This is a genomic window from Micromonospora sp. NPDC005206, from assembly GCF_040608175.1.
Classification (GTDB): Bacteria; Actinomycetota; Actinomycetes; order Mycobacteriales; family Micromonosporaceae; genus Micromonospora.
This window is the reverse complement of sequence record NZ_JBEXHU010000011.1, coordinates 268,350-292,807: the sequence shown is the minus strand read 5'-3', so window position 1 is coordinate 292,807 and position 24,458 is coordinate 268,350. Positions and strand designations below refer to the sequence as shown.

General features: G+C 72.5%; 18 protein-coding genes. 9 read left to right on the top strand and 9 right to left on the bottom strand.

Annotated features, from left to right (window positions below; genetic code table 11):
* Positions 1-166: 166 nt before the first annotated feature.
* The gene (locus tag ABZU69_RS19090) at positions 167-853 is read right to left on the bottom strand and encodes a hypothetical protein (protein WP_354965645.1); all 687 of its coding nucleotides are present in this window, start codon (positions 851-853) and stop codon (positions 167-169) included.
* Positions 854-923: 70 nt separating this feature from the next.
* Between ABZU69_RS19090 and ABZU69_RS19085 the strand changes: the two genes are divergently transcribed.
* From ABZU69_RS19085 to ABZU69_RS19075, 3 genes are read left to right on the top strand one after another with little or no spacing between them, the layout of a single operon-like run.
* On the top strand, positions 924-3,542 hold the full coding sequence (locus ABZU69_RS19085) for a valine--tRNA ligase (protein ID WP_354965644.1): 2,619 nt from the start codon (positions 924-926) through the stop codon (positions 3,540-3,542).
* Entirely contained in the window at positions 3,539-4,873 is a 1,335-nt protein-coding gene (locus tag ABZU69_RS19080) for a folylpolyglutamate synthase/dihydrofolate synthase family protein (RefSeq protein WP_354965643.1), read from the top strand. The genes ABZU69_RS19085 and ABZU69_RS19080 overlap by 4 nt, the downstream gene beginning before the upstream one ends.
* Positions 4,870-5,307 carry a DUF4233 domain-containing protein gene (locus tag ABZU69_RS19075; RefSeq protein WP_354965642.1) on the top strand — a complete coding sequence of 146 codons (438 nt, stop codon included), beginning with the start codon at positions 4,870-4,872 and terminating at the stop codon, positions 5,305-5,307. Before ABZU69_RS19080 ends, ABZU69_RS19075 begins: the two co-directional genes overlap by 4 nt.
* A gap of 30 nt (positions 5,308-5,337) precedes the next feature.
* On the opposite strand, the gene ABZU69_RS19070 is transcribed toward ABZU69_RS19075, so the two are convergent.
* Complete coding sequence (locus ABZU69_RS19070; RefSeq protein ID WP_354965641.1) at positions 5,338-6,732, bottom strand: VOC family protein; 1,395 nt, start codon at positions 6,730-6,732, stop codon at positions 5,338-5,340.
* 141 nt (positions 6,733-6,873) lie between these two features.
* Between ABZU69_RS19070 and ndk the strand changes: the two genes are divergently transcribed.
* A complete protein-coding gene (ndk, locus tag ABZU69_RS19065; RefSeq protein WP_354965640.1) occupies positions 6,874-7,299 on the top strand; it encodes a nucleoside-diphosphate kinase in 426 nt (141 codons plus the stop codon).
* Positions 7,300-7,315: 16 nt separating this feature from the next.
* Here the strand turns inward: ndk and sigJ are convergent, their stop codons facing one another.
* The 6 genes from sigJ to ABZU69_RS19035 form a co-directional block, all read right to left on the bottom strand.
* Positions 7,316-8,191, bottom strand: coding sequence for an RNA polymerase sigma factor SigJ (gene sigJ, locus ABZU69_RS19060; RefSeq protein WP_354965639.1), 876 nt, complete (start codon positions 8,189-8,191; stop codon positions 7,316-7,318).
* On the bottom strand, positions 8,188-8,628 hold the full coding sequence (locus tag ABZU69_RS19055; RefSeq protein WP_354965638.1) for a carboxymuconolactone decarboxylase family protein: 441 nt from the start codon (positions 8,626-8,628) through the stop codon (positions 8,188-8,190). The genes sigJ and ABZU69_RS19055 overlap by 4 nt, the downstream gene beginning before the upstream one ends.
* A 277-nt stretch (positions 8,629-8,905) precedes the next feature.
* Positions 8,906-9,694, bottom strand: coding sequence for an ABC transporter permease (locus ABZU69_RS19050; RefSeq protein WP_354965637.1), 789 nt, complete (start codon positions 9,692-9,694; stop codon positions 8,906-8,908).
* Positions 9,695-9,704: 10 nt separating this feature from the next.
* Complete coding sequence (locus ABZU69_RS19045; protein WP_354965636.1) at positions 9,705-10,463, bottom strand: ABC transporter permease; 759 nt, start codon at positions 10,461-10,463, stop codon at positions 9,705-9,707.
* Positions 10,464-10,474: 11 nt separating this feature from the next.
* Entirely contained in the window at positions 10,475-11,485 is a 1,011-nt protein-coding gene (locus ABZU69_RS19040; RefSeq protein ID WP_354965635.1) for an ABC transporter ATP-binding protein, read from the bottom strand.
* A 59-nt stretch (positions 11,486-11,544) separates the two neighbouring features.
* On the bottom strand, positions 11,545-12,567 hold the full coding sequence (locus ABZU69_RS19035) for an ArsR family transcriptional regulator (RefSeq protein WP_354965634.1): 1,023 nt from the start codon (positions 12,565-12,567) through the stop codon (positions 11,545-11,547).
* A 314-nt stretch (positions 12,568-12,881) separates the two neighbouring features.
* On the opposite strand from ABZU69_RS19035, the gene ileS reads away from it, so the two are divergent.
* Both ileS and ABZU69_RS19025 read left to right on the top strand, forming a co-directional pair.
* Positions 12,882-16,028 (top strand): isoleucine--tRNA ligase, encoded by a 3,147-nt coding sequence (gene ileS / locus ABZU69_RS19030; protein ID WP_354965633.1) that lies wholly within the window; start codon positions 12,882-12,884, stop codon positions 16,026-16,028.
* 163 nt (positions 16,029-16,191) lie between these two features.
* The gene (locus tag ABZU69_RS19025) at positions 16,192-16,881 is read left to right on the top strand and encodes a lysophospholipid acyltransferase family protein (RefSeq protein ID WP_354965632.1); all 690 of its coding nucleotides are present in this window, start codon (positions 16,192-16,194) and stop codon (positions 16,879-16,881) included.
* A gap of 6 nt (positions 16,882-16,887) precedes the next feature.
* On the opposite strand, the gene ABZU69_RS19020 is transcribed toward ABZU69_RS19025, so the two are convergent.
* A complete protein-coding gene (locus ABZU69_RS19020) occupies positions 16,888-18,270 on the bottom strand; it encodes a hypothetical protein (RefSeq protein ID WP_354965631.1) in 1,383 nt (460 codons plus the stop codon).
* A gap of 164 nt (positions 18,271-18,434) precedes the next feature.
* Here ABZU69_RS19020 and ABZU69_RS19015 point away from each other — a divergent pair, with 164 nt between their 5' ends.
* From ABZU69_RS19015 to ABZU69_RS19005, 3 genes are all read left to right on the top strand, one after another.
* Positions 18,435-20,411 (top strand): TIGR03960 family B12-binding radical SAM protein, encoded by a 1,977-nt coding sequence (locus ABZU69_RS19015; protein WP_354965630.1) that lies wholly within the window; start codon positions 18,435-18,437, stop codon positions 20,409-20,411.
* A 95-nt stretch (positions 20,412-20,506) separates the two neighbouring features.
* Positions 20,507-21,226 carry a TIGR03936 family radical SAM-associated protein gene (locus ABZU69_RS19010; protein WP_354965662.1) on the top strand — a complete coding sequence of 240 codons (720 nt, stop codon included), beginning with the start codon at positions 20,507-20,509 and terminating at the stop codon, positions 21,224-21,226.
* Between the two features lie 131 nt (positions 21,227-21,357).
* Entirely contained in the window at positions 21,358-24,408 is a 3,051-nt protein-coding gene (locus ABZU69_RS19005) for an Rne/Rng family ribonuclease (RefSeq protein WP_354965629.1), read from the top strand.
* The last annotated feature ends 50 nt before the right edge of the window (positions 24,409-24,458 follow it).

Genomic DNA, 24,458 nt, shown 5'->3' with positions numbered 1-24,458 from the left:
CCCGGAAGCTAAGCCCTCCAGCGCCGATGGTACTGCACTCGTGAGGGTGTGGGAGAGTAGGACGCCGCCGGACAAACATTGGTCAGGGCCACCCCTTCAAGGGGTGGCCCTGACGCATTTCCATACCCCGAAAGACCTCAGCCGGCGTGGGACGCCGGCTCAGGTTTCAGCCCCGGGTCTGCATGCCGGCGCGCAGGTTGCGGAGCAGGCCGCCGGCGTCGGTGACCGACCGCCCCGGGAACATCGCCATCACCACGCTGCCGTGGTCCGCCCAGCCACACACCGCGAAGTCACCGCCCTCGCCGCTGGTGTTGCCGCACTTCATCACGCCGCCGAGCTCGCCCGCGGACACCTCGCGCAGGCCGGTCACCCTGCCGGTTTCGTCGGACATCAGGCCGAAGAGACTGTCCAGGTCCCGCTCCGGCTGCCAGAGCAGGGTGGTGCCCCCGAAGATGAGCACCGACCGCTTGTCGTCGGCCTGATCGCGGTAGACCGTGCCGAAACTGCGGTCCAGCTCGATGTTCGCGGCCAGGCCGCTGCGCAGGTAGTCCGCCGTGCTCTTCGCGCGTTCGCTGTCGTCCCGGGTCAGGCCCGCCGCCCGGTCCGGCGAGGTCAGCCGGGTGTCCTTCTGCTGAACCACCCGCCAGCCGCCGGCGCCCAGCACACCCGCACCGGCCAGGCCGACGACCAGCGCGACCGCCCAGCCGACGCGGCGCCGCCGGGACCACCCGCCACGCCGCTCGTCGGGGTCACCCCCCGGATCGCGGGTGCTCAGCTGGATCGGCTCCTCGGTCAGCTCCACCGGCTCGCGACCGTCGTCGAGCGGGCGCTCAGTGAGATGTGCGTCGGACATAGCCGACACCGTACGCGAATGGCAGGTGGCGCACGTCAGGTCCGCGGAAGCCCTCCGTAGACTTTCACGGGTGACCGACAGACTCGATGCCCGACGCCCCGACGCCCCCACCCTGGCCGGCCAGTACCAGCCCGCCGAGGTAGAGCAGCGACGGTACGAGCAGTGGGTAGCCGCCGGGCACTTCCGGGCCTCCGCCGACAGCGACAAGCCTCCGTTCACCATCGTCATCCCGCCGCCGAACGTCACCGGCTCCCTGCACATGGGCCACGCGTTCGAGCACACGCTGATGGACGCGTTGACCCGGCGTAAGCGGATGCAGGGCTTCGAGGCGCTCTGGCTGCCCGGCATGGACCACGCCGGCATCGCCACCCAGAACCTGGTCGAGCGTCAGCTCGCCGGCGAAGGCCTCTCCCGGCACGACCTCGGGCGGGAGAAGTTCGTCGAGCGGGTCTGGCAGTGGAAGGCCGAATCCGGCGGGGCGATCCTCGGCCAGATGCGACGCCTCGGCGACTCGGTCGACTGGGACCGTGAGCGCTTCACCATGGACGCGGGCCTGACCCGCGCCGTCCAGACGATCTTCAAGAAGCTCTTCGACGAGGGCCTGATCTACCGGGCCAACCGGATCATCAACTGGTGCCCACGCTGCCTGACCGCGCTCTCCGACATCGAGGTCGAGCACACCGACGACGATGGTGAGCTGATCTCCATCCGGTACAGCGACGAGGTCGTGGTCGCCACCACCCGCGCCGAGACGATGCTGGGTGACACCGCCGTCGCGGTGCACCCGGATGACGAGCGCTACCAGCACCTCATCGGCACCGAGGTCGAGCTGCCGCTGACCGGGCGCCGCATCCCGATCGTCGCCGACGCGCACGTCGACCCGTCGTTCGGCACCGGCATGGTGAAGGTGACCCCGGGGCACGACCCGAACGACTTCGAGATCGGCCAGCGCCACGACCTGCCCGCGCTGACCGTGATGGACGAGCGCGGCGTGATCACCGTGCCCGGCCCGTTCGAGGGGCTGGACCGCTTCGAGGCACGTCCCGCGATCGTGGCCGCGCTGCGCGAGCAGGGCCGGATCGTGTCCGAGAAGCGGCCGTACGTGCACGCGGTCGGGCACTGCTCACGGTGCAAGACGACCGTCGAGCCGCGGCTGTCGTTGCAGTGGTTCGTCAACACCGCGCCCCTGGCCCAGGCCGCCGGCGACGCGGTCCGCGACGGCCGGGTCCGCATCGAGCCGGCCGAGCTGGCGAAGCGCTACTTCGCGTGGGTCGACAACATGCACGACTGGTGCATCTCCCGGCAGCTGTGGTGGGGGCACCGGATTCCGGTCTGGTATGGCCCGCAGGGCGAGATCGTCTGCGTCGGCCCCGGCGAGCAGCCGCCGACGGGGGAGGGCTGGCACCAGGACGAGGACGTGCTGGACACCTGGTTCTCCAGCGCGCTCTGGCCGTTCTCGACCCTCGGCTGGCCGGAGCAGACCCCGGACCTGGCCAAGTTCTACCCGACCAGCGTCCTGGTCACCGGCTACGACATCCTCTTCTTCTGGGTCGCCCGGATGATGATGTTCGGCCTGTACGCGATGGACGGCCAGCAGCCGTTCGACGTGGTGGCCCTGCACGGCATGGTCCGCGACGAGCACGGCAAGAAGATGTCCAAGTCGTTCGGCAACGTGGTCGACCCGCTGGACTGGATCGACCGGTTCGGCGCCGACGCCACCCGGTTCACCCTGGCCCGCGGTGCCAACCCCGGCCAGGACGTCCCGGTCAGCGAGGACTGGTGCCAGGGCTCGCGCAACTTCTGCAACAAGCTCTGGAACGCCACCCGGTTCGCGCTGATGAACGGCGCGCACACCGCGGGCGACCTGCCCGCGGCCGAGCAGCTCTCCACCGTCGACCGGTGGATCCTGTCCCGGCTCGCGCACGTCACCGCGGAGGTCGACGAGCAGTTCGAGGCGTACGAGTTCGCGAAGGTGTGTGACCTGCTCTACCACTTCGCCTGGGACGACGTCTGCGACTGGTACGTCGAGCTGAGCAAGCCGGTGCTCGCCGAGGGCGGCGAGCGGGCCGAGACCACCCGCCGGGTGCTCGGGCACGTGCTGGACCAGCTGCTGCGGTTGCTGCACCCGGTCATCCCGTTCGTCACCGAGGAGCTGTGGCTCGCGCTGACCGGTGGTGAGACGGTGCAGACCGCGGCCTGGCCGGTGGCCGACCGTTCACTGATCGACGACGCCGCCGAGGCGGAGCTGGTCAGCGTGCAGCGGGTGGTCACCGAGATCCGCCGGTTCCGTTCCGACCAGGGGTTGCGCCCGACCCAGCGGGTGGCCGCCCGGCTGGACGGGTTGGCGGGGGCCGGCATCGCGGCCCACGAGCCGTTGATCCGCTCACTGGTCCGACTGGACCCGGCCGGCGACGCCTTCCAGGCCAGCGCCACGCTGGCCATGCCCGGGGCGGTCGGTGTCGCGTTGGACACCCGGGGGTCGATCGACGTGGCCGCCGAGCGGGCCCGCCTGACCAAGGACCGCGCCGCGGCCGAGAAGGAGGTCGCGCAGGCTCGGGCGAAGCTCGACAACCCGGCCTTCGTCGGCAAGGCCCCCGAGCCCGTCGTCGCGAAGATCCGCGACCGGCTGGCGACCGCCGAGGCCGACCTGGTCCGGATCGACGCTGCTCTGGAGACGCTTCCCTCGTGACCGACCGTACCGATTTCGCCGCCGTCGAGGCCGAGCTGGCCGCCCGCGGCTTCACCCGCATGGTCTTCGAGCTGGACCGGATCGAGTCGCTGCTCGACCTGCTCGGCAGCCCTCAGCGGGCGTACCCGGCGATCCACCTGACCGGCACCAACGGCAAGACCTCCACCGCGCGAATGATCGACTCGCTGCTCCGGGCGTTCGGGCTGCACACCGGCCGGTACACCAGCCCGCACCTGGAGACCGTCCGGGAGCGGATCAGCCTGGACGGCGAGCCGGTCAGCGAGGAGCGGTTCGCCGCGGTGTACCGGGAGATCCGGCCACTGGCGGAGCTGGTCGACGCGGGCTCGGACGAGCCGCTGACGTACTTCGACATGACCACCGCGCTGGCGTTCGCCACGTTCGCCGACGCGCCGGTCGACATCGCGGTGGTCGAGGTGGGCCTCGGCGGCGCCGAGGACGCGACCAACGTCATCCAGGCCGGCGTCTGCGTGATCACTCCAATCGGCCTGGATCACACCGAGTGGCTCGGCGACACGCTCCAGGACATCGCGCTCGCCAAGGCCGGCATCATCCACCCGGGCGCCACCGTGATCGCGGCGGCGCAGGAGGAGGAGGCGGCGCGTCCGCTCCTCGAACGCTGCGCCGAGGTGGGCGCGACCATCGCCCGCGAAGGCGCCGAGTTCGGCGTGCTGAGTCGGGCCATCGCGGTCGGCGGCCAGGTGCTCACCCTCCAGGGGCTCGGCGGCACCTACGACGACGTGTTCATCCCCCTGCACGGCGCGCACCAGGCGCAGAACGCCGCGGTGGCGCTCGCCGCGGTGGAGGCGTTCCTGGGCGCCGGGACCACGCGGCAGCTGGACATTGAGGCGGTCCGGGAGGGCTTCGCCACGGCCAGCTCCCCGGGTCGCCTGGAGCGGGTCCGGAATGCCCCGACCGTGCTGTTGGACGGCGCGCACAACCCGCACGGGATGGCCGCCACCGTCACCGCGTTGCAGGAGGAGTTCGCCTTCAGCAAGCTGGTGGCGGTCGTCGGCGTGCTCGCCGACAAGGACGCGCCCAGCCTGTTGGAGCTGCTGGAGCCGGTCGTCGACCTGGTGGTGGTCACCCGCAACAGCTCGCCGCGGGCGATGCCGACGGCGGAACTCGCCGCGCTGGCCGTCGAGATCTTCGGCGAGGAGCGGGTCGAGGTGGCCGAGGAGATGCCGGACGCGATCGAGGTGGCGGTGGCACTGGCCGAGGAGGAGGTCCCGGGTGAACTCAGCGGGGTCGGGGTGCTGATCACCGGGTCGGTGGTGACGGTGGCCGACGCCCGTCGGCTGCTGAAGCGATGACCGGCCCGGAGCGGGACCGCCGCAGCACCGAGCATTCACCAGCGGACCAGCCCACGATCGGGTCGCCGGGCGAGCAGCCCTCGGGCGAGCAGCCCCGGCGGTCCGGGCTGCGCAACCCGGAACGGGCGGTACGCGGCCTGGGCGCCGGGACCCTCAGCCTGGAGGCGCTGGTGCTGGTGCTGGCCATCCAGCCGATCCGCGTGGTCGGCGGTGACCTGGGCGGGGCCGCGATCGCCGCGGTGGTGGCCCTGGCGGTGGTCGCCATCCTGCTCGCCGGCATGATGCGCCGCCCGTGGGCGTGGCACGCCGGCACCGTGGTCCAGGGTCTGCTGCTGCTGGCCGGCCTGCTGCACTGGTCGCTGTTCGCGCTGGGCGTCATCTTCGCGCTGGTCTGGGCGTACGCGCTGCACGTCCGCAGGGTCATCCTCGGCTGACGGCCGACCTGGACCGCCTCGCGCTCGCGGTCAGGCGTCGGCGCGTTCGCGCCACTGGGTGAGGGCGATGCCGTGGCCGTCCGGGTCACGGAACGCCGCCGCCCACACCTCCAGCCTGGTGCCCCGGTTGACGACGCGGGGCGCGTACGTGAAGCGCAGACCGGACCCACGCAGCCGCCCGTACGCCGCCTCGATGTCGTCCACCTCAAGGTTGACGTGCACCAGCCGGCGGCTGATCGGTGCCGCCCCGGTCACCTCACGCAGCACCAGGCGGGTCGTGCCGGAGGCGAGCACGGCGTTGCCGGCGCCCTGGTCGACCTCGGTGAAGCCGAGCACGTCGCGATAGAAGCCGAGCGACCGGGACAGGTCGGTGACCAGCAGCGTGAGGCCGACCCCGCTGATCGGTGCGGTCGGGTCGGCGGCGGCCTCCGTGTCGTATCCGAAGATCGCCTCGTCCAGTTCCTCGGCGGTGACGGTCTCGCGCGCGGCGCCGGGCGGGGTGGGATCGTCCAGCGGCAGGTCGAGCGGGTCCAGGGGGTCCGTCATGCCCGGAGCGGACCGCTGCGCCGGAGGTGGGTCGAAGCGCTGTGCGGTGGGCGGGTCGAAGCGATCCTCGGCGGGTGGGGCGGCCTCCGGCTGGTCGAAGCGCTCTTCGGCGGGCGGGCGCGGCGCGGGCGTGGCCCGGCGGGGCAGCCCGCCGCCGGCCGACTGGCCGCCGGCCGTCTGCTCGACCACGACGCCCTCCAGCACCACCGGGCCGCCGGGGCTCTGGTGCACCACCACCGGCTCGCGTTCCTCGGGGGGCGCGACGCCCGGGTCGTCACGGAGCGGGTCCGGGCCGGGTGGGTCGCGAAACGGATCGCCGAGCGGGTCGCGGAAGTCGTCGTCCGGCGCACGGTCGGCCCACGGCGGGGCGTCCTGCTGGATCAGCACCTCGTCCAGGGCCTCGGCGTCGGCGAACTCGGGTGGCAGGTCGGCGACGGCCGCGGCGGTCTCGGCGTGGGTGGGTATCTCGTCCCAGAGGACCTTGACGTGCCGCTGATCGTCCAGCGCGACCCGGATCGGCAGGGTCTGGCCCAGCGACGGCCACTTGGAGACCGGCACCCGCGGTTCGATGATCTTCTTGGACCGGGGCGGCAGACCGGGGGCGTCGATCACCAGTTGCAGCTCACAGCGGCCGAACGCGTACTGGGTGGGTGGTTCGGACGCGCTGTGCACGTGCCCGACACCGACCACCCAGGTGCGGCCACCGCCGCGCACGGTGGCCAACGCGATCGCCAGCACCAGCAGGGCGACCCCGAGCGCCACGATGGCCCAGCTCATCATGCCCAGCCCGAAGAGGACGACGAACGTGGCCACGGTGCCCAGCACCGTGCCGATCAACTTGCGTACCGGCGCGATGGTTCGATTCCCGCCATTCGCCACAGTGGACCTCCCGGGGTCAGGGTCAGGCTAGGCCGGATCGGCCACCGGGGGAAAGACCGGCCGCCGCGCCGGCGCCGGGACCGGGTCGCTAGGCTGACCGTACCGATCCCGAGCGTTCAGCGCGTACAGGAGGAACCCAGCGTGTCCAGCAACAGTCCGGATGAGCGCAGCCTCGTTCTGATCAAGCCCGACGCGGTTCGCCGCGGCCTGGTCGGCGAGGTCCTCTCCCGCTTCGAGCGCAAGGGGCTGCGGATCGACGCGATGGCGCACCGGACGATGGACGCGGCGCTCGCCGACGAGCACTACGCGGAGCACGTCGACAAGGCGTTCTACCCGCCGCTGAAGGGCTTCATGACCGGCGGTCCGCTGGTCGCCCTGGTGCTCTCCGGCGACCAGGTCATCGACGTGGTCCGCGGGCTGGTCGGCGCGACCGACGGGCGCAAGGCCGCCGCCGGCACCATCCGGGGCGACCTGTCGCTGTCCAACCGGGAGAACCTGGTGCACGCCTCCGACTCGCCGGACAGCGCCAAGCGCGAGATCGCGCTCTGGTTCCCCGAGCTGGGCTGAGCCGCGCCGCCGGCGCTCAGTCGACCGGTGGCAGCTTCTCCGGGTTGCCGACCACGTAGACGCCGGTGATCCGACCGTCGGCCGCGCTGACGGTCAAGGTGTGCCGGCTGCCGTCCGCACCGGTCATCAGGGCGGCGGGTTCCCCGTTCAGCTCCACCCGGCGCATCGTCCACTCACGGGCCCGGCCGTAGATCCCGGCGAAGAACCGGGCGACCCGGTCTGCACCGGTGACGGGGTTGCGGGCGGCGCGTACCCGACCGCCGCCGTCGTTCCACGCCGTGGCGTCCGCCGCGACCAGGTCGGTGAGCGTCGCCAGGTCACCGTCCCGGGCGGCGGCCAGGAACGCGTCCAGCAGACGTTCCCGCTCGGCCCGGCTGGCGGTGAAGCGGCGCTGCTCCTGTCGCACCCGGGCGGTGGCCCGGTGGTGCAGTTGCCGGCAGTCCTCGGGGGTCCGATCGAGGATCTCGGCGATCTCGGCGTACGGCAGGTCGAAGGCGGTGTGCAGGACGTACACCGCGCGCTCGGGCGGGGTGAGCCGTTCCAGCACGTGCAGCAGCGCGGCGGACAGCGAGTCGCGCAGCTCCGCGCGGTCCAACGGCCCGAACGGCGAGGGCGCGGTCCCCACCGGCTCGGGCAGCCACGTCCCGACGTACGTCTCACGCGCCGCCTGCCGGACGCGCAGCCGGTCCAGCGAAAGGCGGGTGACCACCCGGGACAGGTAGCGGCGGGGCTCGGCCACCGTCGACCGGTCCACGCCGAGCCAGCGCAGGTACGTCTCCTGGAGCACGTCCTCCGCGTCGTGCCGGCTGCCGAGCAGCCGGTAGGCGAGCCCGAGCAGCATCGGCCGGTGCGCCTGGAGCGCACCGGCCGCGTCTGCCGCCTCGGTCCTCACACCTGCGCCGGAGGCTCCAACCGCAGGGTCACCCCGATCCGATTCCACACGTTGATTGTGGCAATCGCCATGACGAGGTCGGCCAGTTCCTTCTCCGACCAGACCTTCGCGGCGGCGTCCCACACCTCATCCGAGACACCGTGCTCGCCGAGCCGCGTGACCGCGTCGGTGAGCGCCAGTGCGGTCCGCTCCCGCTCGTCGAAGAACGGCGCCTCCCGCCAGGTGGCCACCGCGAACAGCCGCCGGTTCGACTCGCCGCTGGCGAGCGCGTCGCGGCTGTGCAGGTCCACGCAGTACGCGCACCCGTTGAGCATCGACGCCCGCAGCTTGATCAGCTCCAGCACGGTGTGGTCGACGTTCGACTGGACGTACTTCTCCAACCCCATGACGGCCTGGTACGCCTTCGGCGCCACCTCGCCCGGGTTCATCCGCTGCATGACTACCTCCCCTGATCGGTTCGACACCCTCACGACGGACCGGCCGGGGTGTGCCGTGACAGCGGTGGGTGTGACTCCGCTCATGCCGACCGGACAACCGGCGTTCCGGCCCGCGTCACCCGTACCGCCGCTCGCGGTCATGTCCGGCCGCTAGACCGGTCTCCGCAGTTGATCATGAAGTTGTTGTCACGACTCGCCGTGGCGACGGGCAACAACTTCATGATCAACGGGGTGGGGGGCCGGGGCCGGGGGGGTGGGGTGGGTGGGGTGGAGCGGGTTAGAGGGTGTCTAGGGAGGCTCGGCGGCGGGACTCGGCTTCGAAGAGCTTGAGCAGGAGTGCGGCGAGGACGGCGTAGGCGGCGCCGACGGCGAGCTCGGCGGCGAGTTGGGGTGCGGCAGCTCGGAAGCTCTCGCCGGCGACCAACCGGCGGGCCGCCTCGGCGGCGTGGGTGATCGGTAGCAGCTCGCCGATGACGCGCATCCAGGCGGGCAGCCCGGCGGCGGGCACGTTGACGCCGGTGAGCAGGAGCAGCAGCGCCACCGAGACGTTCGATACCAACCAGACGTCGCGAAAGCGCAGCCCGATCGCGCCCAGGGTCAGGCCGAAGAAGCCGCAGGCGAGCGCCGCGACCGCCAGGGCCAGCAGCAGTCCCGGCAGTGCGTCGACCGGCACTCGGAGGCCGAGCAGCAGCGACGCCGCGGTCAGTGTGGTGACCGCGATCAGCAGGCCGTTCGCCGCGTACGGCAGGACCCGGCCGAGGAAGACCGCGGTGCGGCTGCGCGGTGAGAGCAGCACGTGCCCGAGCGTGCCGAAGCGCCGCTCGTTGGAGACGGCCATCGTGCCGCCGAACACGCAGGCCACCGAGGCCGCCAGCACGGCGTTGCCGGTGATGTAGAAGCCGTCGTCGGCGACGCCGAGCTGCCGGCCCAGGTAGGCGAAGAACAGCAGCTGGAACAGCGGGCCGACGAGCAGCGTGCCGACGAACATCGCCGGGGTGGTCCAGTTGAACAGGGCACGGTAGGCGATCACGCCACCGATGCCGATCAGGCGGAGCAGTGCGGGCATCGTCGCCTCCTCAGGCCAGGGCGAGGGTGGCCGCCGCGCGGGCCCGCCGCTCGACGTGGGTCATCATGATCGCGCCGAGCGCCAGGCAGGCCAGGCTGATCGCCAGGCAGACGCCGAGCGACGGCCAGACCGGCCCGCTGCCGGTGGCCGCCTCGCGGACCGCCCGCGCTCCCCAGGTGGTGGGCAGCACGGCGGCGATCGGGCCGGTCCAGCCGGGCAGCGCGGTGATCGGCACGAGCATCCCGGAGACCAGCCAGATCGGGTACTCCAGCGTGTTGGTCAGCGCGTTGGCGTTACGCAGCAGGACGAACGTGGAGGCGAGCAACAGCCCGAACATGCCGAGCCCGATGATGCAGCCGGGTACCGCGACCGCGAACGCCAGCGGGTGGACGAAGGCCAGCGGAATGCCGTACAGCAGCCGGCCCCAGGCCAGTGTGGCGAGCATGGCGTACGTGCCGGTGAGCGCGGTGGCCAGCGTGATCGGCAGCACCACCAGGGCCGGCGGCCGGGGCGCCAACATGATCATTTCCAGGGTGCCCTGCCAGCGCTGGTTCTGGATGGCGCCACCCGAACCGAACAGCACCGACGACCAGATGCCCATCAGCCCGGCCCCGACCGCGGCCTCCAGCAGCCGGCCCGGGTCGCCGCCGGCCCGGAACAGGTGGACGGCCAGGGTCGCCTGCACCACCGGCACGATCAGCGCGGTGGCGATCTCGAACGGCGACCGGCTGAGCTGCTTGGCGTGCAGGAGCGCCCCGACCGCGATCATCCGCGACGTCCTCACGCCGCCACCGCCTCGACCGGGCGGGTCTGCGCGTCGACCCGGTTCACGATCGCCACGTACGCGTCCTCCAGGGTGGGCTGCCGGGCGGTGACCCGGCCCAGCCGGACCCCGTCCAGCGCGCGCAACACGTCCGCCTGCACGTCCACTCCCGCGTCGGACTGCACGGTCAGCATCTGCGCCGCACCGGTGACGACCACGCTCGCCTCGCGTACGCCCGGCAGGGCGTGGATCAGGGCGAGCTGGCCGTCAGCCACCCCGTACGCCTCCACCTCCAGCACCTGCCGGCCGTCGGCGTGGTGCCGCAACTCGGCGGGAGTGCCGAGGGCCTGGATCGTGCCGTTCGCGATCACCGCGATCCGCCCGCACAGCTCGTCCGCCTCGGCCATGTAGTGCGTGGTGAGCAGCACGGTGGTGCCGGTGGCGGCGAGGTCGGCCACGGTCTGCCGCAGCTCCCGGGCCGCCACCGGGTCCACCCCGATCGACGGCTCGTCGAGGAAGAGCACCCGCGGCCGGTGCAGCAGGCCCCGGGCGATGTGCAGCCGCTGCCGCATGCCCCGCGGGTAGCCCTCCACCCGGTCGTTCTCCCGCCCGGTCAGCCGGACCAGCTCGAACAGCTCGGCGATCCGCCGCTTCTGCTCCCGCCCCGGTACGCCGTACAGCTCGGCGAAGTAGCGCAGGTTGTCCCGTGCGGAGAGCCGGTCGTAGAGACCCCGGTCACCGCCGAAGACGTACCCGATGCGTCGCCGTACCTCGCGGGTCTGCCGGACCACGTCGAAGCCGTCGATCCGGGCCTCGCCCGCGGTCGGGATGAGCAGCGTGTTCAGCAGCTTGATGGTGGTGGTCTTCCCCGCGCCGTTCGGCCCGAGCAGGCCGAACAGCTCCCCGTGGCCGACCGTCAGGTCGACGCCGCGGACCGCCTCCACCTCCCGGCGCTGTGGTCGTAACCATCCGGTCCGGCTGCGGTACGTGCGGCGCAACCCGACCGCCTCGATCGCGTGTTCGCTCATGGCCCGGAGGCTAGGAGCGGCTGGGGCGGGTAAAAACGAATTCGGATCCGGCCGAATGTTCAGGCCGAGGCGGTCGCCGGCCCGTCGCCGATCAACTGCACCAGGGCCAGGCCGGCCGGTTCCAGGCCGTACAGCACCCGCCGGCCCACCCGGCGGCGGTGCACCACGCCGGCGGTGAGCAGGGCGGAGAGTTGCTCCGAGACGGTGCTCGGGGCCAGCCCCAGGGTCGCGGCGAGGCCGGCGGTGGTCGCCGGTCGGGTCAGCGCCCGCAACACCTGTGCGCGCCCTCGCCCGACCAGCACCGCCAGCCGGTCGGTGGCCGGATCCGCCGCGGGCCTGTCGGTGGCCGGCCGGTCGGCCAGCAGCACCGAACCCCGGGCCTGGTACGAGACCGCGAGGATCTCGGAGTGATCGGTGGAGCAGGTGAGCGCTCCTCGGGAGAAGATCAACGGGATCAGCAGCAGCCGCTGGTCGACCGCGGTGAACTGGCCCTCGGACGACTTGACCAGGGTCAGCACCGGCCGTTCCCAGCGCACCCGCTCGTGCAGGTCGGCCAGCAGCGCGTCCGGGCCGTGCGCGGCGAGCGCCCGCGCCCGGTGCAGCACCTCCTCGTCCAGCGCCGCCCGCATCGCCGGCCACCAGGGCGCGATCGCCGCGTCCCAGTACGCCTGCAGGCCGTCGGCGAGCCGGTCCAGGGCCGCCTGCCGGTCGGTGACGAACGGGCGCAACCAACCCGGCAGGTCATCGGGACGGTGGTAGCGGGGGATCTGCTCGGCGATCACCGAGGCCGGCGTGGCCCGGAGCGCGGCCAGCTCCTCGGCGAGGGTCGGGCTCGCGGTGGGCGGTACCGGGCCGAGGAAGTCCGGGTACCACGGGCCGGTGACCGAGTAGAGCTTCAGCGGGGCCGCGTCGGGCAGCTCGGCGAGCGCCCGGCGGGCGTGCCGGGCCCAGCCCGTGTAGGGCCAGGGCACCTCGTCCGGGTACCGGTCGAGCAGGTAGAGGCTGCACTTGGCCTCCCAGAGCGGGCTGGTCGCGATCCGGGTGCGGGTCAACGTCGGCTCGTCCAGCTCGATCCGGATCACCCGGCCAGCCTAGGGGGCGCCCGGCGGGCGGGATTACTCGGCGGCGGGCCGGTGGGTGGGTCGAGTATCGTTGAGCACCGTAAGGCGATGACCCGGCCATCACCGGTGAGCCTCCGGAAGAACAGCCGGGCAACCGGCCCAGTAGAACCGGACGGGTCCGGCCCGTCACAGCCGGCCAATGAGCGGGCGGTCGATCCTGACCGCCAAGCGGGGTGGTACCGCGGGCCACCCGGGGAGCGTCGATTGAGGCGTACCCCGGAAGGTTCGTCCTCGCAGACCCACCGATGAGTGAGCTGCGAGGAGAGCGACCCCCGATGGTCTATCCGTTGCACGACCCGACCGCCGCCGGTGTCCCGGCGAGCCCGGACCTGCCCGCGGTCGAGCGCCGGGTGCTGGAGCACTGGACGGCCGACAAGACCTTCGAGGCGTCGGTGGAGGCCCGCCCGGCCGGCGACGACGGCAAGAACGAGTACGTCTTCTACGACGGCCCGCCGTTCGCCAACGGCCTGCCGCACTACGGCCACCTCTTCACCGGCTACGTCAAGGACGTGGTGCCGCGCTACCAGACCATGCGCGGCCGGCACGTCGAGCGGCGCTTCGGCTGGGACTGCCACGGCCTGCCCGCCGAGGTGGTGGCCGAGAAGCAGCTCGGCATCACCAGCAAGGCGGAGATCATCGACCTGGGCGTGGCCCGGTTCAACGAGGCCTGCCGCACCTCGGTGCTGGAGTTCACCCAGGACTGGGAGCGGTACATCAACCGGCAGGCCCGCTGGGTCGACTTCGCCAACGACTACAAGACGCTCGACCTGGACTACATGGAAAGCGTCATGTGGGCCTTCAAGACCCTGCACGACAAGGGTCTGATCTACGAGGGCTTCCGGGTGCTGGCCTACTGCTGGCGCTGCGAGACGCCACTGTCGAACACCGAGACCCGGATGGACGATGTCTACCGGGACCGGCACGACCCGACCCTGTCCGTGTGGTTCGGGCTGACCCCCGACGAGTCCGCGCCGGAGCTGGTACGCGGGTCGGTCAAGCTGGGCGTCTGGACCACCACGCCGTGGACCCTGCCGTCCAACCTGGCGCTGGCCGTCGGCCCGGACATCGAGTACGCGGTGCTGGAGCGCAGTGGCCAGCGCTACGTCGTCGGCGCGGCGCGGCTGGCCGCGTACGCCAAGGAGCTGGAGGGGTACGAGCAGGTCGGCACGGTGTACGGCCGTGACCTGGTCGGGCGCCGCTACACCCCGCTGTACGACTTCCTCGTCGAGCAGGCCGGGGGCAACGCCTACCAGGTGCTCGGCGCGGAGTTCGTCACCACCGAGGACGGCACCGGGATCGTGCACCTGGCCCCGGCCTTCGGTGAGGACGACCAGAACGTCTGCAACGCCGCCGGCATCCCCACCATCGTCACTGTGGACGACCACACCCGGTTCACCGCGTTGGTCCCGCCGTACCAGGGCGAGCAGGTGTTCGACGTCAACAAGCCGGTGATCCGGGAGCTCAAGGAGCGGGGGGTGGTGCTCAAGCAGGACACCTACACCCACTCCTACCCGCACTGCTGGCGCTGCGAGACCCCGCTGGTCTACAAGGCGGTGTCGTCGTGGTTCGTGGCGGTGACCCGTTTCCGGGACCGGATGGTCGAGCTGAACCAGCAGATCAACTGGACGCCGGGGCACATCAAGGACGGCTCGTTCGGCAAGTGGCTGGCCAACGCCCGGGACTGGTCGATCAGCCGGAACCGGTTCTGGGGCTCGCCGATCCCGGTGTGGAAGTCCGACGACCCGAACTACCCGCGCCTGGACGTCTACGGGTCGCTGGCCGACATCGAGCGGGACTTCGGCGTACGCCTGAGCGACCTGCACCGGCCGGCGGTGGACGAGCTGGTCCGCCCCAACCCGGACGACCCGACCGGCCAGTCGATGATGCGTCGGGTGCCGGAGGTGCTGGACTGCTGGTTCGAGTCCGGCTCGATGCCGTTCGCCCAGGTGCACTACCCGTTCGAGAACGCGGACTGGTTCGAGCACCACTACCCGGGCGACTTCATCGTCGAGTACATCGGGCAGACCCGCGGCTGGTTCTACACCATGCACGTGCTGGCCACCGCGCTGTTCGACCGGCCGGCGTTCCGCAACTGCCTGAGCCACGGCATCCTGCTCGGCTCGGACGGGCGCAAGATGTCCAAGAGCCTGCGCAACTACCCGGACGTCTACCACGTCTTCGACGCGTATGGCTCGGACGCGATGCGCTGGATGCTGATGTCCTCGCCGGTGCTGCGCGGCGGTGACATGGCGGTCACCGAGACGCTCATCCGCGACGCCGTCCGGCAGGTGCTGCTGCCGCTGTGGAACGTCTGGTACTTCTTCTCGTTGTATGCCAACGCCGACGGGCACCAGGCGCGGCGCCGCACCGACTCGACGCACCTGCTCGACCGGTACATCCTGGCGAAGACGAACGAGTTGGTGTCGACGGTCGGCGCGCAGATGGAGGCGTACGACATCTCCGGCGCCTGCGCCACCGTCCGGTCCTACCTGGACGCGCTGACCAACTGGTACGTGCGCCGGTCCCGGGACCGGTTCTGGTCCGGTGACGCGAACGCCTTCGACACCCTGTGGACGGTGCTGGAGACGCTCTGCCGGGTGGTGGCGCCGCTGGCGCCGCTGACCGCGGAGGAGATCTGGCGCGGGCTGACCGGGGAGCGCTCGGTGCACCTGACCGACTGGCCGGAGGCGACCGAGTTCCCGGCCGACCACGAGCTGGTCGCCGCGATGGACGCCACCCGGGCGGTCGCCTCGGCGGCGCTGTCGCTGCGCAAGGCGAAGGGGCTGCGGGTGCGGCTGCCGCTGTCGAAGCTGACCGTGGCCTCGCCGGCGGCGGAGCAGCTGCGCCCGTTCGCCGACCTGGTCGCCGACGAGGTCAACGTGAAGGCGGTGGAGTTCAGCGCGGAGCTGTCCGACTACTGCGAGCAGGTGCTGACCGTGGTGCCCCGGGCGCTCGGCCCGCGGGTCGGCAAGCAGGTCCAGCAGGTGATCAAGGCGGTCAAGGCGGGCGACTGGGAACTGGTCGACGGCGCACCGGTGGCCGCGGGTGTCACCCTGGCCGAGGGCGAGTACGAGCTGCGCCTGGTCGCCGCCGACGCCGAGCACTCCGCGCCGCTGCCCGGCGGTGAGGGCGTGGTGGTGCTGGACACCGAGGTCACTCCGGAGCTGGCCGCCGAGGGGCTGGCCCGCGACGTGGTCCGGGTGGTGCAGCAGGCGCGCCGGGACGCCGACCTCGACGTCTCGGACCGGATCGTGGTGTCGGTGTCGGCGTCCGAGGAGGTGCGCGCGGCGGTGGCCGCGTACATCGACTTCGTCGCCGGGGAGGTGCTGGCCGACTCGGTCGACTTCGCCGAGGGCCTCGACGGCTTCGCCGGCGAGGTCGGCGAGGGTGACCGGGTGACGGTCGTCGTGCGCAGGGTATGACCGTGTAAGGAAGGGGCCCTTCCTAACGCCTCGTGTAGAGGAAGGGCCCCTTCCTAACCGCAGCATCGCCGGGGCGCGGGCGCCTCGCCACCTCCGTCCGGGGGGTGTGGCGGCGTCCGCTACCGTGACACCGCCTGTTCGCACCTGATCTGCCGGAGGACCAGTGCCCCTGCTCTACACCATCGGCAAGCTCACCGTGGCGCCCACGCTGCGGTTGGCGTTCCGCCCGACCGTGGAGGGGCTGGAACACGTGCCGGACACCGGCGGCGCGGTCTTCGCCGGCAACCATCTCTCGGTGGCCGATGAGCTGTTCCTCGGCACGGTGGTGCCCCGGCACCTGGCCTTCTGGGCAAAGTCGGAGTACTTCAAGGGCACCGGGGTGAAGGGCGCGATCTCCAAGTTCGTCCTCACCGGCCTGGGCGCGATCCCGGTCGAGCGGGCCGGCGGGCGGGCGGCACTGTCCGCGTTCGACGCGGCCATCCCGGCGCTCAAGGGTGGCGATCTGGTGGTGGTCTATCCGGAGGGCACCCGCTCACCGGACGGCAAGCTGTACCGGGGGCGGACCGGCGCGGCCCGGCTGGCGATCTCCGCCGGTGTGCCGATCATCCCGGTCGGCATGATCGGCACGGACAAGGCCCAGCCGATCGGCGCCCGGGTGCCCCGTCCCGGCACCGCCAAGATCACCGTTCGGTTCGGCAAGCCGCTGGACTTCACCGGCCGGCCGGACGACCGCACCTCGCTGCGGCAGATGACCGACGAGCTGATGAGCGAGATCCAGAAGCTCACCGGCCAGGAGTACGTGCCCCGCTACGCCCCGCCGCGCGCCCACCCGGACCCGACCCGCGACGCCTGACGGTCCTCAGCTCTGCTTGGGCTGGACGATCTGGCCGCGCAGGGTGTCCAGTAGGGCCGCGCTGTCGGAGACGGAGAGCCGGGTGAACACCCCGGTGGCGATGCTGCCGTGGTCGACCGAGGTGCAGACCACCACGTCGGTGTCGGCTGACCGGCCGACCGCGCAGCGTTCGTGCCGGCCCCGCACTCCGGTCTTCACCGTCTCGGGGGCGTCCAGCGCGTAGCGCTCGCTGAGCCGGCTGATCTCCGCGTCCGCGTCCGCCTCGGGGGTCAACCGGATGCCGGTGCCGCCGAAGACCGTCACGCGCTTGCCGTCCGCGGTGGCGTAGACGCCGGCGAAGGTGTCCTCGGCCAGCCAGTGCTCCTGGCGTACCTCGTTCTCCAACTGCCGGGCGGTCTTCGCGCTGCCGTCGTCCTGGCGCAGGCTCAGGTCGGCCACCTGCTCGGGCAGCGCCGCCCGGGCCGGGTACTGCGCCGAGATCGGGAACCCGTAGTAGGCCGGGCAGCCGCAGCAGCAGGCCAGGGTGAGCAGCAGCAGCCACGGCCAGCGGCGTCGCCGGCGGACCGGGACCGGCACGTACCCCTTGGGCGCCTGCCATCCCGGCGGCGGCGTCACCGGTGGTGGCGCGGCGGATCGGCGGCCCCGGCGCTGCTTCGGCGGCGCGGGCGGCGACACCGGCCGGGCCGGCGGCGTGGGACGCGACGGCACGGTGGGCCGGGCGGCTGTCGGCGGCGCGGCGGGTGGCGACACCGGGTGCGACCCGACCGGGGGAGCGGGTGGACCGGACCACTGCCGGGTCGCCGGCGGCGCCGGGTAGGGCAGTGTCGGAGGCAGCGGGGGCAGCTCGACGTGCGACAGCTCCCAGCCGCTGGTGTCCACGCCGGCCCACGGGTCGACCGGGGTCCGGTGCTCCGGTGGCTCGTCGGGCAGCGGCGGCGGCGGGGTCGGCTCGGCCGACTCGCCCCAGGCCCGCCGGCGCGGCAGCGGGGGCGGTACCGGCGCGGATCCACTCCACCGGGGCGGCGGGACCGCGTCGGTGGCGGCGGACTCGGCCGCCGTGGCGGGCGATTCGGCTGCGGTGCCGGGCAGGTCGATCGCGGTGGCGGGCAGGTCGGCCGCCGTGGCGGACGGGGATTCGGCCGCGTCGGCGCCGCCGGCCTGCTCGGTCGGCGGATCCGGCTGGTCCGGTGGTTGTGGCCGGTGCGGTGCTTCCGGCTCGTCCGAGGGGTCCGGCTGGTGCGGTGCTTCCGGCTCGTCCGAGGGGTCCGGCTGCTCCGGCGGTACGGATCGGGAGGTCGGCTCGTCGGCGACCGCCGGATCCCGGTCCGGCTCCGTGCCCGGGGTGCTCCCGTCGGCTGGACGGCCTGCTCCCGGCTGGGGCTCCGGCATCGCGGCAATCTCCTCTCGCGCCGGTCCGAGGTTAGTACCGTGCCGCCACCGTCGCCGACCGGGCGTCGTGGCGGGGGCGGCGCTCACCGCCACCGCTGGTCCTCGGGGCGTCGTGGGCGGCGTGCGCGCGGTCATCGCCGGGCGGGCGCGTACCCTTGGGCATCATGAGTGCCCCGTCCACGACGCCGCGCGCGGCCGCGACCAATTCCGTCTGGCCCCGGCTGGAGCCACTGCTCCCGCAGGTCTCGAAGCCCATCCAGTACGTGGGTGGTGAGCTGGGTGCGGTGATCAAGGACTGGGACGCGGCGACCGTGCGCTGGGCGCTGATGTATCCCGACGCGTACGAGGTGGGCCTGCCCAACCAGGGCGTGCAGATCCTCTACGAGGTGCTCAACGAGCTGCCCGACACCCTCGCCGAGCGGACGTACGCGGTCTGGCCGGACCTGGAGAACCTGATGCGCACGCACGGCGTGCCGCAGTTCACCGTCGACGCGCACCGGCCGGTGCGCGACTTCGACGTGTTCGGCATCTCCTTCTCCACCGAGCTGGGCTACACCAACCTGCTCACCGCGATCGACCTGGCCGGTATCCCGATGCTGGCCGCCGACCGCACGGACGCCGACCCGGTGATCGTGGCCGGCGGGCACGCCGCGTTCAACCCGGAGCCGATCGCCGACTTCATCGACGCCGCCGTGCTCGGCGACGGCGAGGAGGCGGTCCTGGAGATCACCGCGATCGTCCGGGAGTGGAAGGCGGAGGGTTCCCCGGGTGGCCGCGACGAGCTGCTGCTGCGGCTGGCCCGCACCGAGAGCGTCTACGTGCCGCGCTTCTACGACGTGGACTACCTCCCCGACGGGCGGATCCAGCGGGTCGTGCCGAACCGGGCGGCCGTGCCGTTCCGGGTGCACAAGCGCACGACGATGGACCTGGACGCCTGGCCGTACCCGAAGAAGCCCCTCGTTCCGCTGGCCGAGACGGTGCACGAGCGGTACGCGGTGGAGATTTTCCGGGGCTGCACCCGGGGCTGCCGGTTCTGCCAGGCGGGCATGATCACCCGGCCGGTGCGCGAGCGGTCGATCACCACGGTCGGGCAGATGGTGCGCGAGGGGCTGGAGTTCTCCGGCTTCCACGAGGTGGGCCTGCTGTCGCTCTCCTCGGCGGACCACTCCGAGATCGGCGACATGTGCTCGGGCCTGGCCCAGCAGTACGAGGGCACCAACGTCTCGCTGTCGCTGCCGTCGACCCGGGTGGACGCGTTCAACATCGACCTCGCGCAGGAGCTTTCCCGTAACGGGCGGCGTACCGGCCTGACCTTCGCCCCCGAGGGCGGGTCGGAGCGGATCCGCAAGGTCATCAACAAGATGGTGTCGAAGGAAGACCTGATCCGCACCGTGGTGACCGCGTACACCAACGGCTGGCGGCAGGTGAAGCTCTACTTCATGTGCGGCCTGCCCACCGAGACCGACGAGGACGTCCTCGAGATTGCGGACATGGCCCACGAGGTGATCAAGGCCGGTCGGGCCGCCACCGGCTCCAAGGACATCCGCTGCACGGTCTCCATCGGCGGGTTCGTGCCCAAGCCGCACACGCCGTTCCAGTGGGCCCCGATGGAGCGCCCGGAGGTCATCGACCACCGGCTCAAGATCCTCAAGCAGGCGATCAACTCGGACCGCTCGCTGGGCCGGGCGATCGGCTACCGCTACCACGACGGCGAGCCGTCGCTGATCGAGGGGCTGCTCTCCCGGGGTGACCGCCGGGTCGGCTCGGTGATCCGCAGGGTGTGGGAGAACGGCGGCCGGTTCGACGGTTGGAGCGAGCACTTCTCGTACCAGCGCTGGGTGGACGCGGCGGCCGAGACGCTGCCCGCGTTCGGGGTGGACCTCGACTGGTACACCACCCGGCACCGCGACGAGCTGGAGGTCCTGCCCTGGGACCACCTGGACTCGGGCCTGGACAAGGACTGGCTCTGGCAGGACTGGCAGGACTCGCTCAGCGAGTTCGAGCAGGACGACTGCCGGTGGACCCCGTGCTTCGACTGCGGCGTCTGCCCCTCGATGGACACCGAGATCCAGATCGGCCCCACCGGCAAGAAGCTCCTGCCCCTGACCCCCGTGAAGGGCCTCAAAACCCCCACCGCCTGACCCGGCCCCACCGGTGCTGAGTTCCGAGGAGCGAGACGATCAGTAAGAAACCACAGCCGGAGGGTGGGCAGGCGCCGGTCGTCCAGCGCGTCCGCATCCGGTACGCCAAGCGCGGGCCGCTGCGGTTCACCTCGCACCGGGACTTCGCCCGGGCCTTCGAGCGGGCGCTGCGCCGGGCCGGCGTGCCGATCGCCTACTCCCAGGGCTTCACCCCGCACCCGAAGATCTCCTACGCCAGCGCCGCACCCACCGGGGTGGCCAGCGAGGCGGAGTACCTGGAGATCGGCCTCCAGGCGCCGGTCGACCCGGAGGCGCTGCGGGCCGCGCTGGACGCCGCGCTTTCACCCGGGCTGGACGTGCTGGACGCCGTGATCGCCGTCGGGGGCAGCCTGCCGGACCGGATCGAGGCGTCGTACTGGCACATCGAGCTGCCCGAGGTCGACCCCGCCGTGCTGCGCGCCGCCGTGGATGCCTTCACCGCCGCCGAGGAGGTGCTGGTCGAGCGGATGACCAAGCAGGGCCGGCGTACCTTCGACGCCCGCGCGGCCGTGATGTCGATCGATGTCCTCGCGCCGACGCCGACGCCTTCCGGGGCGCCGGCCGTACCGTGTGCGATACTCGAACTGGTCGTGCGGCAGGTCACCCCGTCCGTACGGCCCGATGACGTCCTTTCCGGCCTCCGCGTGGTGGCCGACCTGGAGCCGCCGGTCTCGCCGAGGGTGACCCGGCTGGCTCAGGGCACGCTGACCGCGCAGGGTGCGATCGTGGATCCGTTGGATGCGGACCGCGACGGGGCAGCCATCGTTGGGCACTGACCGACGGTCAGTGCTCTGGCAGGCAGACTTCGGCGGTCGCGCACCACGCGCGCCCGGCGGAAACACTTTTGCGGCGACCCTGCGTGGCAGCGCTCACCCGCGCCCGGGGCAGCCAGAACTGGAGAACGTCCATGCTCGAGAACGAGCCCGAGGGCGGCGAACGGACCGGTTCACAGCCGGCCGGCGACACCGCTGACCAGAGCACCACCGCCGACGGCGCCGCCGTCGCGAACCCCACCGCCGCCGGGTCGGCCGCGTTGGACCCGGCCGGCGCGGACAGCGCCGAGCCCGCCGCGCCCGCGCGGCGTACCCGGACGACCCGTCGTCGGGCGGCACCACTCAACCAACCGGAGCAGGCCGAGGCCCCGGTCGAGGCGCCCACCGGTGGGGCCGGCGCTGGCGAGTCGCCACAGGCGGAGGTCTTCGCCCCGATCTCCGGCGACCTGGACACCCCACCGAAGACCCCCCGGCGCCGCCGCAAGGCCGCCCCGGTGGAGAAGGCCGCCGAGGAGCCGCTGGTCGCGGCCTCCGCCGAGGAGGCCACGCCCGAGGTGGTCCCCCCGGTCAAGGTGACCCGCACCCGGCGGAAGAAGGCCACGCCGGCCGCTGTCGAGGAGCCTCCCGCCGCCGAAGAGCCCGCCGCTGTCGAGGAGCCGGTCGCCGAGACGCCGGCGGAGTCCGACCTGCGCGAGGCCGAAGCCGAGCTGAACGAGGCGGAGATCGCCGCCGAACCGGCCCGGACCAGCGGCGCGCAGGAGGGCTCCGGCGAGGTGCCGCCGGGCGCGGCCGTGGCCGGTCTGGCCAACGAGCCGATCGAGCCGGCCGAGATCATCGAGCCGGAGCAGCCGCGGACCCGCCGCCGGCGGGCGGCGCTCTCCGCGCCCACCGTGCTGTTCATGGCGCCGCAGCCGGACGCCGTGCCGGTGACCCGGCCGGCGGAGCCCGCTCCGTTCGCCGAGGAGCCGGCCGCGGAGGAGGCCGCCGAGCCGTCCCGCCGGCGGCGGCGCGGTCGCCGCGACGCCGAGCCGGTGGAACCGGTCGAGGCAATTGAGGCCGAGGAGGAGCCGACCGAGGAGGCCGACGAGGCCGCCGAGGTGGATGAGGACGACGAGGACAGCGCCGCCGCGCGCCGCCGCCGCCGGCGTGGTCGCCGTGGCCGTGGCCGGGGCAAGGGCGGTGCCGACGACGCCGAGGACGAGGAGTCCGACGAGGCCGCGCAGGCCGAGGAGGAGGAGACCGCCGAGGCCGAGGCCGAGGGCGACGAGGACGAGGAGTCCGAGGGCGGGGACGGGCTGACCCGGCGCCGCCGGCGTCGCCGCCGCCGCGGTGCCGGTGACACCGAGGGTGCCGCCGACGACGGCGTGCCGACCGTGGTCAAGATCCGCGAGCCGCGCCGGACCGTCGACGAGGTGCAGGGCGTGTCGGGCTCGACCCGGCTGGAGGCCAAGCGCCAGCGCCGCCGGGACGGCCGGGAGCAGCGGCGTACCCGGCCGCCGATCCTCAGCGAGTCGGAGTTCCTGGCCCGCCGGGAGGCGGTCGACCGGGTGATGGCCGTGCGTCAGCGCGGTGACCGGACCCAGATCGCCGTCCTGGAGGACGGCGTGCTGGTCGAGCACTACGTCACCCGCAACTCCTCCGGCACCATGGCCGGCAACGTGTACCTGGGCAAGGTGCAGAACGTGCTGCCCAGCATGGAGGCGGCGTTCGTGGACGTCGGCCGGGGCCGCAACGCGGTGCTGTACGCCGGCGAGGTCAACTGGGACACCTCCGGCCTGGAGGGGCGTGCCCGCTCGATCGAGCAGGCGCTGCGTTCCGGCGACTCGGTGCTGGTCCAGGTCACCAAGGACCCGATCGGGCACAAGGGCGCCCGGCTGACCAGCCACATCGCGCTCTCCGGCCGGCACCTGGTCTACGTGCCCAACGGCAACGCCTCCGGGATCAGCCGGAAGCTCCCGGACACCGAGCGCAAGCGGCTCCGCGACGTGCTCAAGAAGCTCGTCCCGGACGGCGCGGGCGTGATCGTCCGGACGGCCGCCGAGGGCGCCAGCGAGGACGAGCTGGCCCGCGACGTCAAGCGCCTCCAGGCCCAGTGGGAGGACATCCAGGCCAAGGCCGCCGAGGGCGGCGCGCCGGTGCTGCTCTACGAGGAGCCCGACCTGGTCATCCGGGTGGTCCGGGACCTCTTCAACGAGGACTTCCGCGAGCTGGTGATCGAGGGCGAGCAGTCGTACGACATTGTCGAGTCGTACCTGTCGCACGTCTCCCCGGACCTGGTCGACCGGGTGCGCCGGCACGTCGGCACGAGTGACGTGTTCTCCGAGTACCGGATCGACGAGCAGATCATCAAGGGCCTGGACCGCAAGGTCTTCCTGCCCTCCGGCGGCTCGCTGGTGATCGACCGTACCGAGGCCATGACGGTCGTCGACGTCAACACCGGCAAGTACACCGGCTCCGGGGGCAACCTGGAGGAGACGGTCACCCGTAACAACCTGGAAGCGGCGGAGGAGATCGTCCGCCAGCTCCGGCTGCGCGACATCGGCGGCATCGTGGTGATCGACTTCATCGACATGGTGCTGGAGTCGAACCGTGAGCTGGTGCTGCGCCGGCTCACCGAGTGCCTGGGCCGGGACCGCACCAAGCACCAGGTCACCGAGATCACCTCGCTCGGCCTGGTGCAGATGACCCGCAAGCGGATCGGCGCGGGCCTGCTGGAGGCGTTCAGCGAGACCTGCGAGTGCTGCAAGGGCCGAGGCGTCATCATCCACACCGAGCCGGTGCCGGAGAAGCCACGCGCCAACGGGGCGGGGGAGAAGGTCAAGGCGGTCGCCTCGTCGGTCGCCGCCGCCCCGCCCGCCGAGCAGGGCAGCGCGTCGTCCCGCCGTCGGGCGCGCAAGAGCGCCTCGGCCGAGAAGGCGGTGGCCGAGGTCGTCGAGAGCGACACCGGCACCGAGCCGGACGCCGACTACGTGGACACCATGGGCTACGACCTGTCCCGCTACGAGGCGGACACCGCAGCCGCGCCGGCGGTCTCCGACAGCCAGCGGGGCGAGTCCGCCCGGCTGGCCGCCGCGGACGACCCGGACGCGCTCGCCGACGGCGACGCCGACGAGGAGAGCACCGAGGGTGGCGCGGGCCGGCGTCGCTCCCGCCGGGGTGGCGCCCGCCGACGGACCCGCCCCTGAGCAGCTGACCGGCCGGTCTGACCGGCCCGGTGTTTGATGAGGTCCCTTCC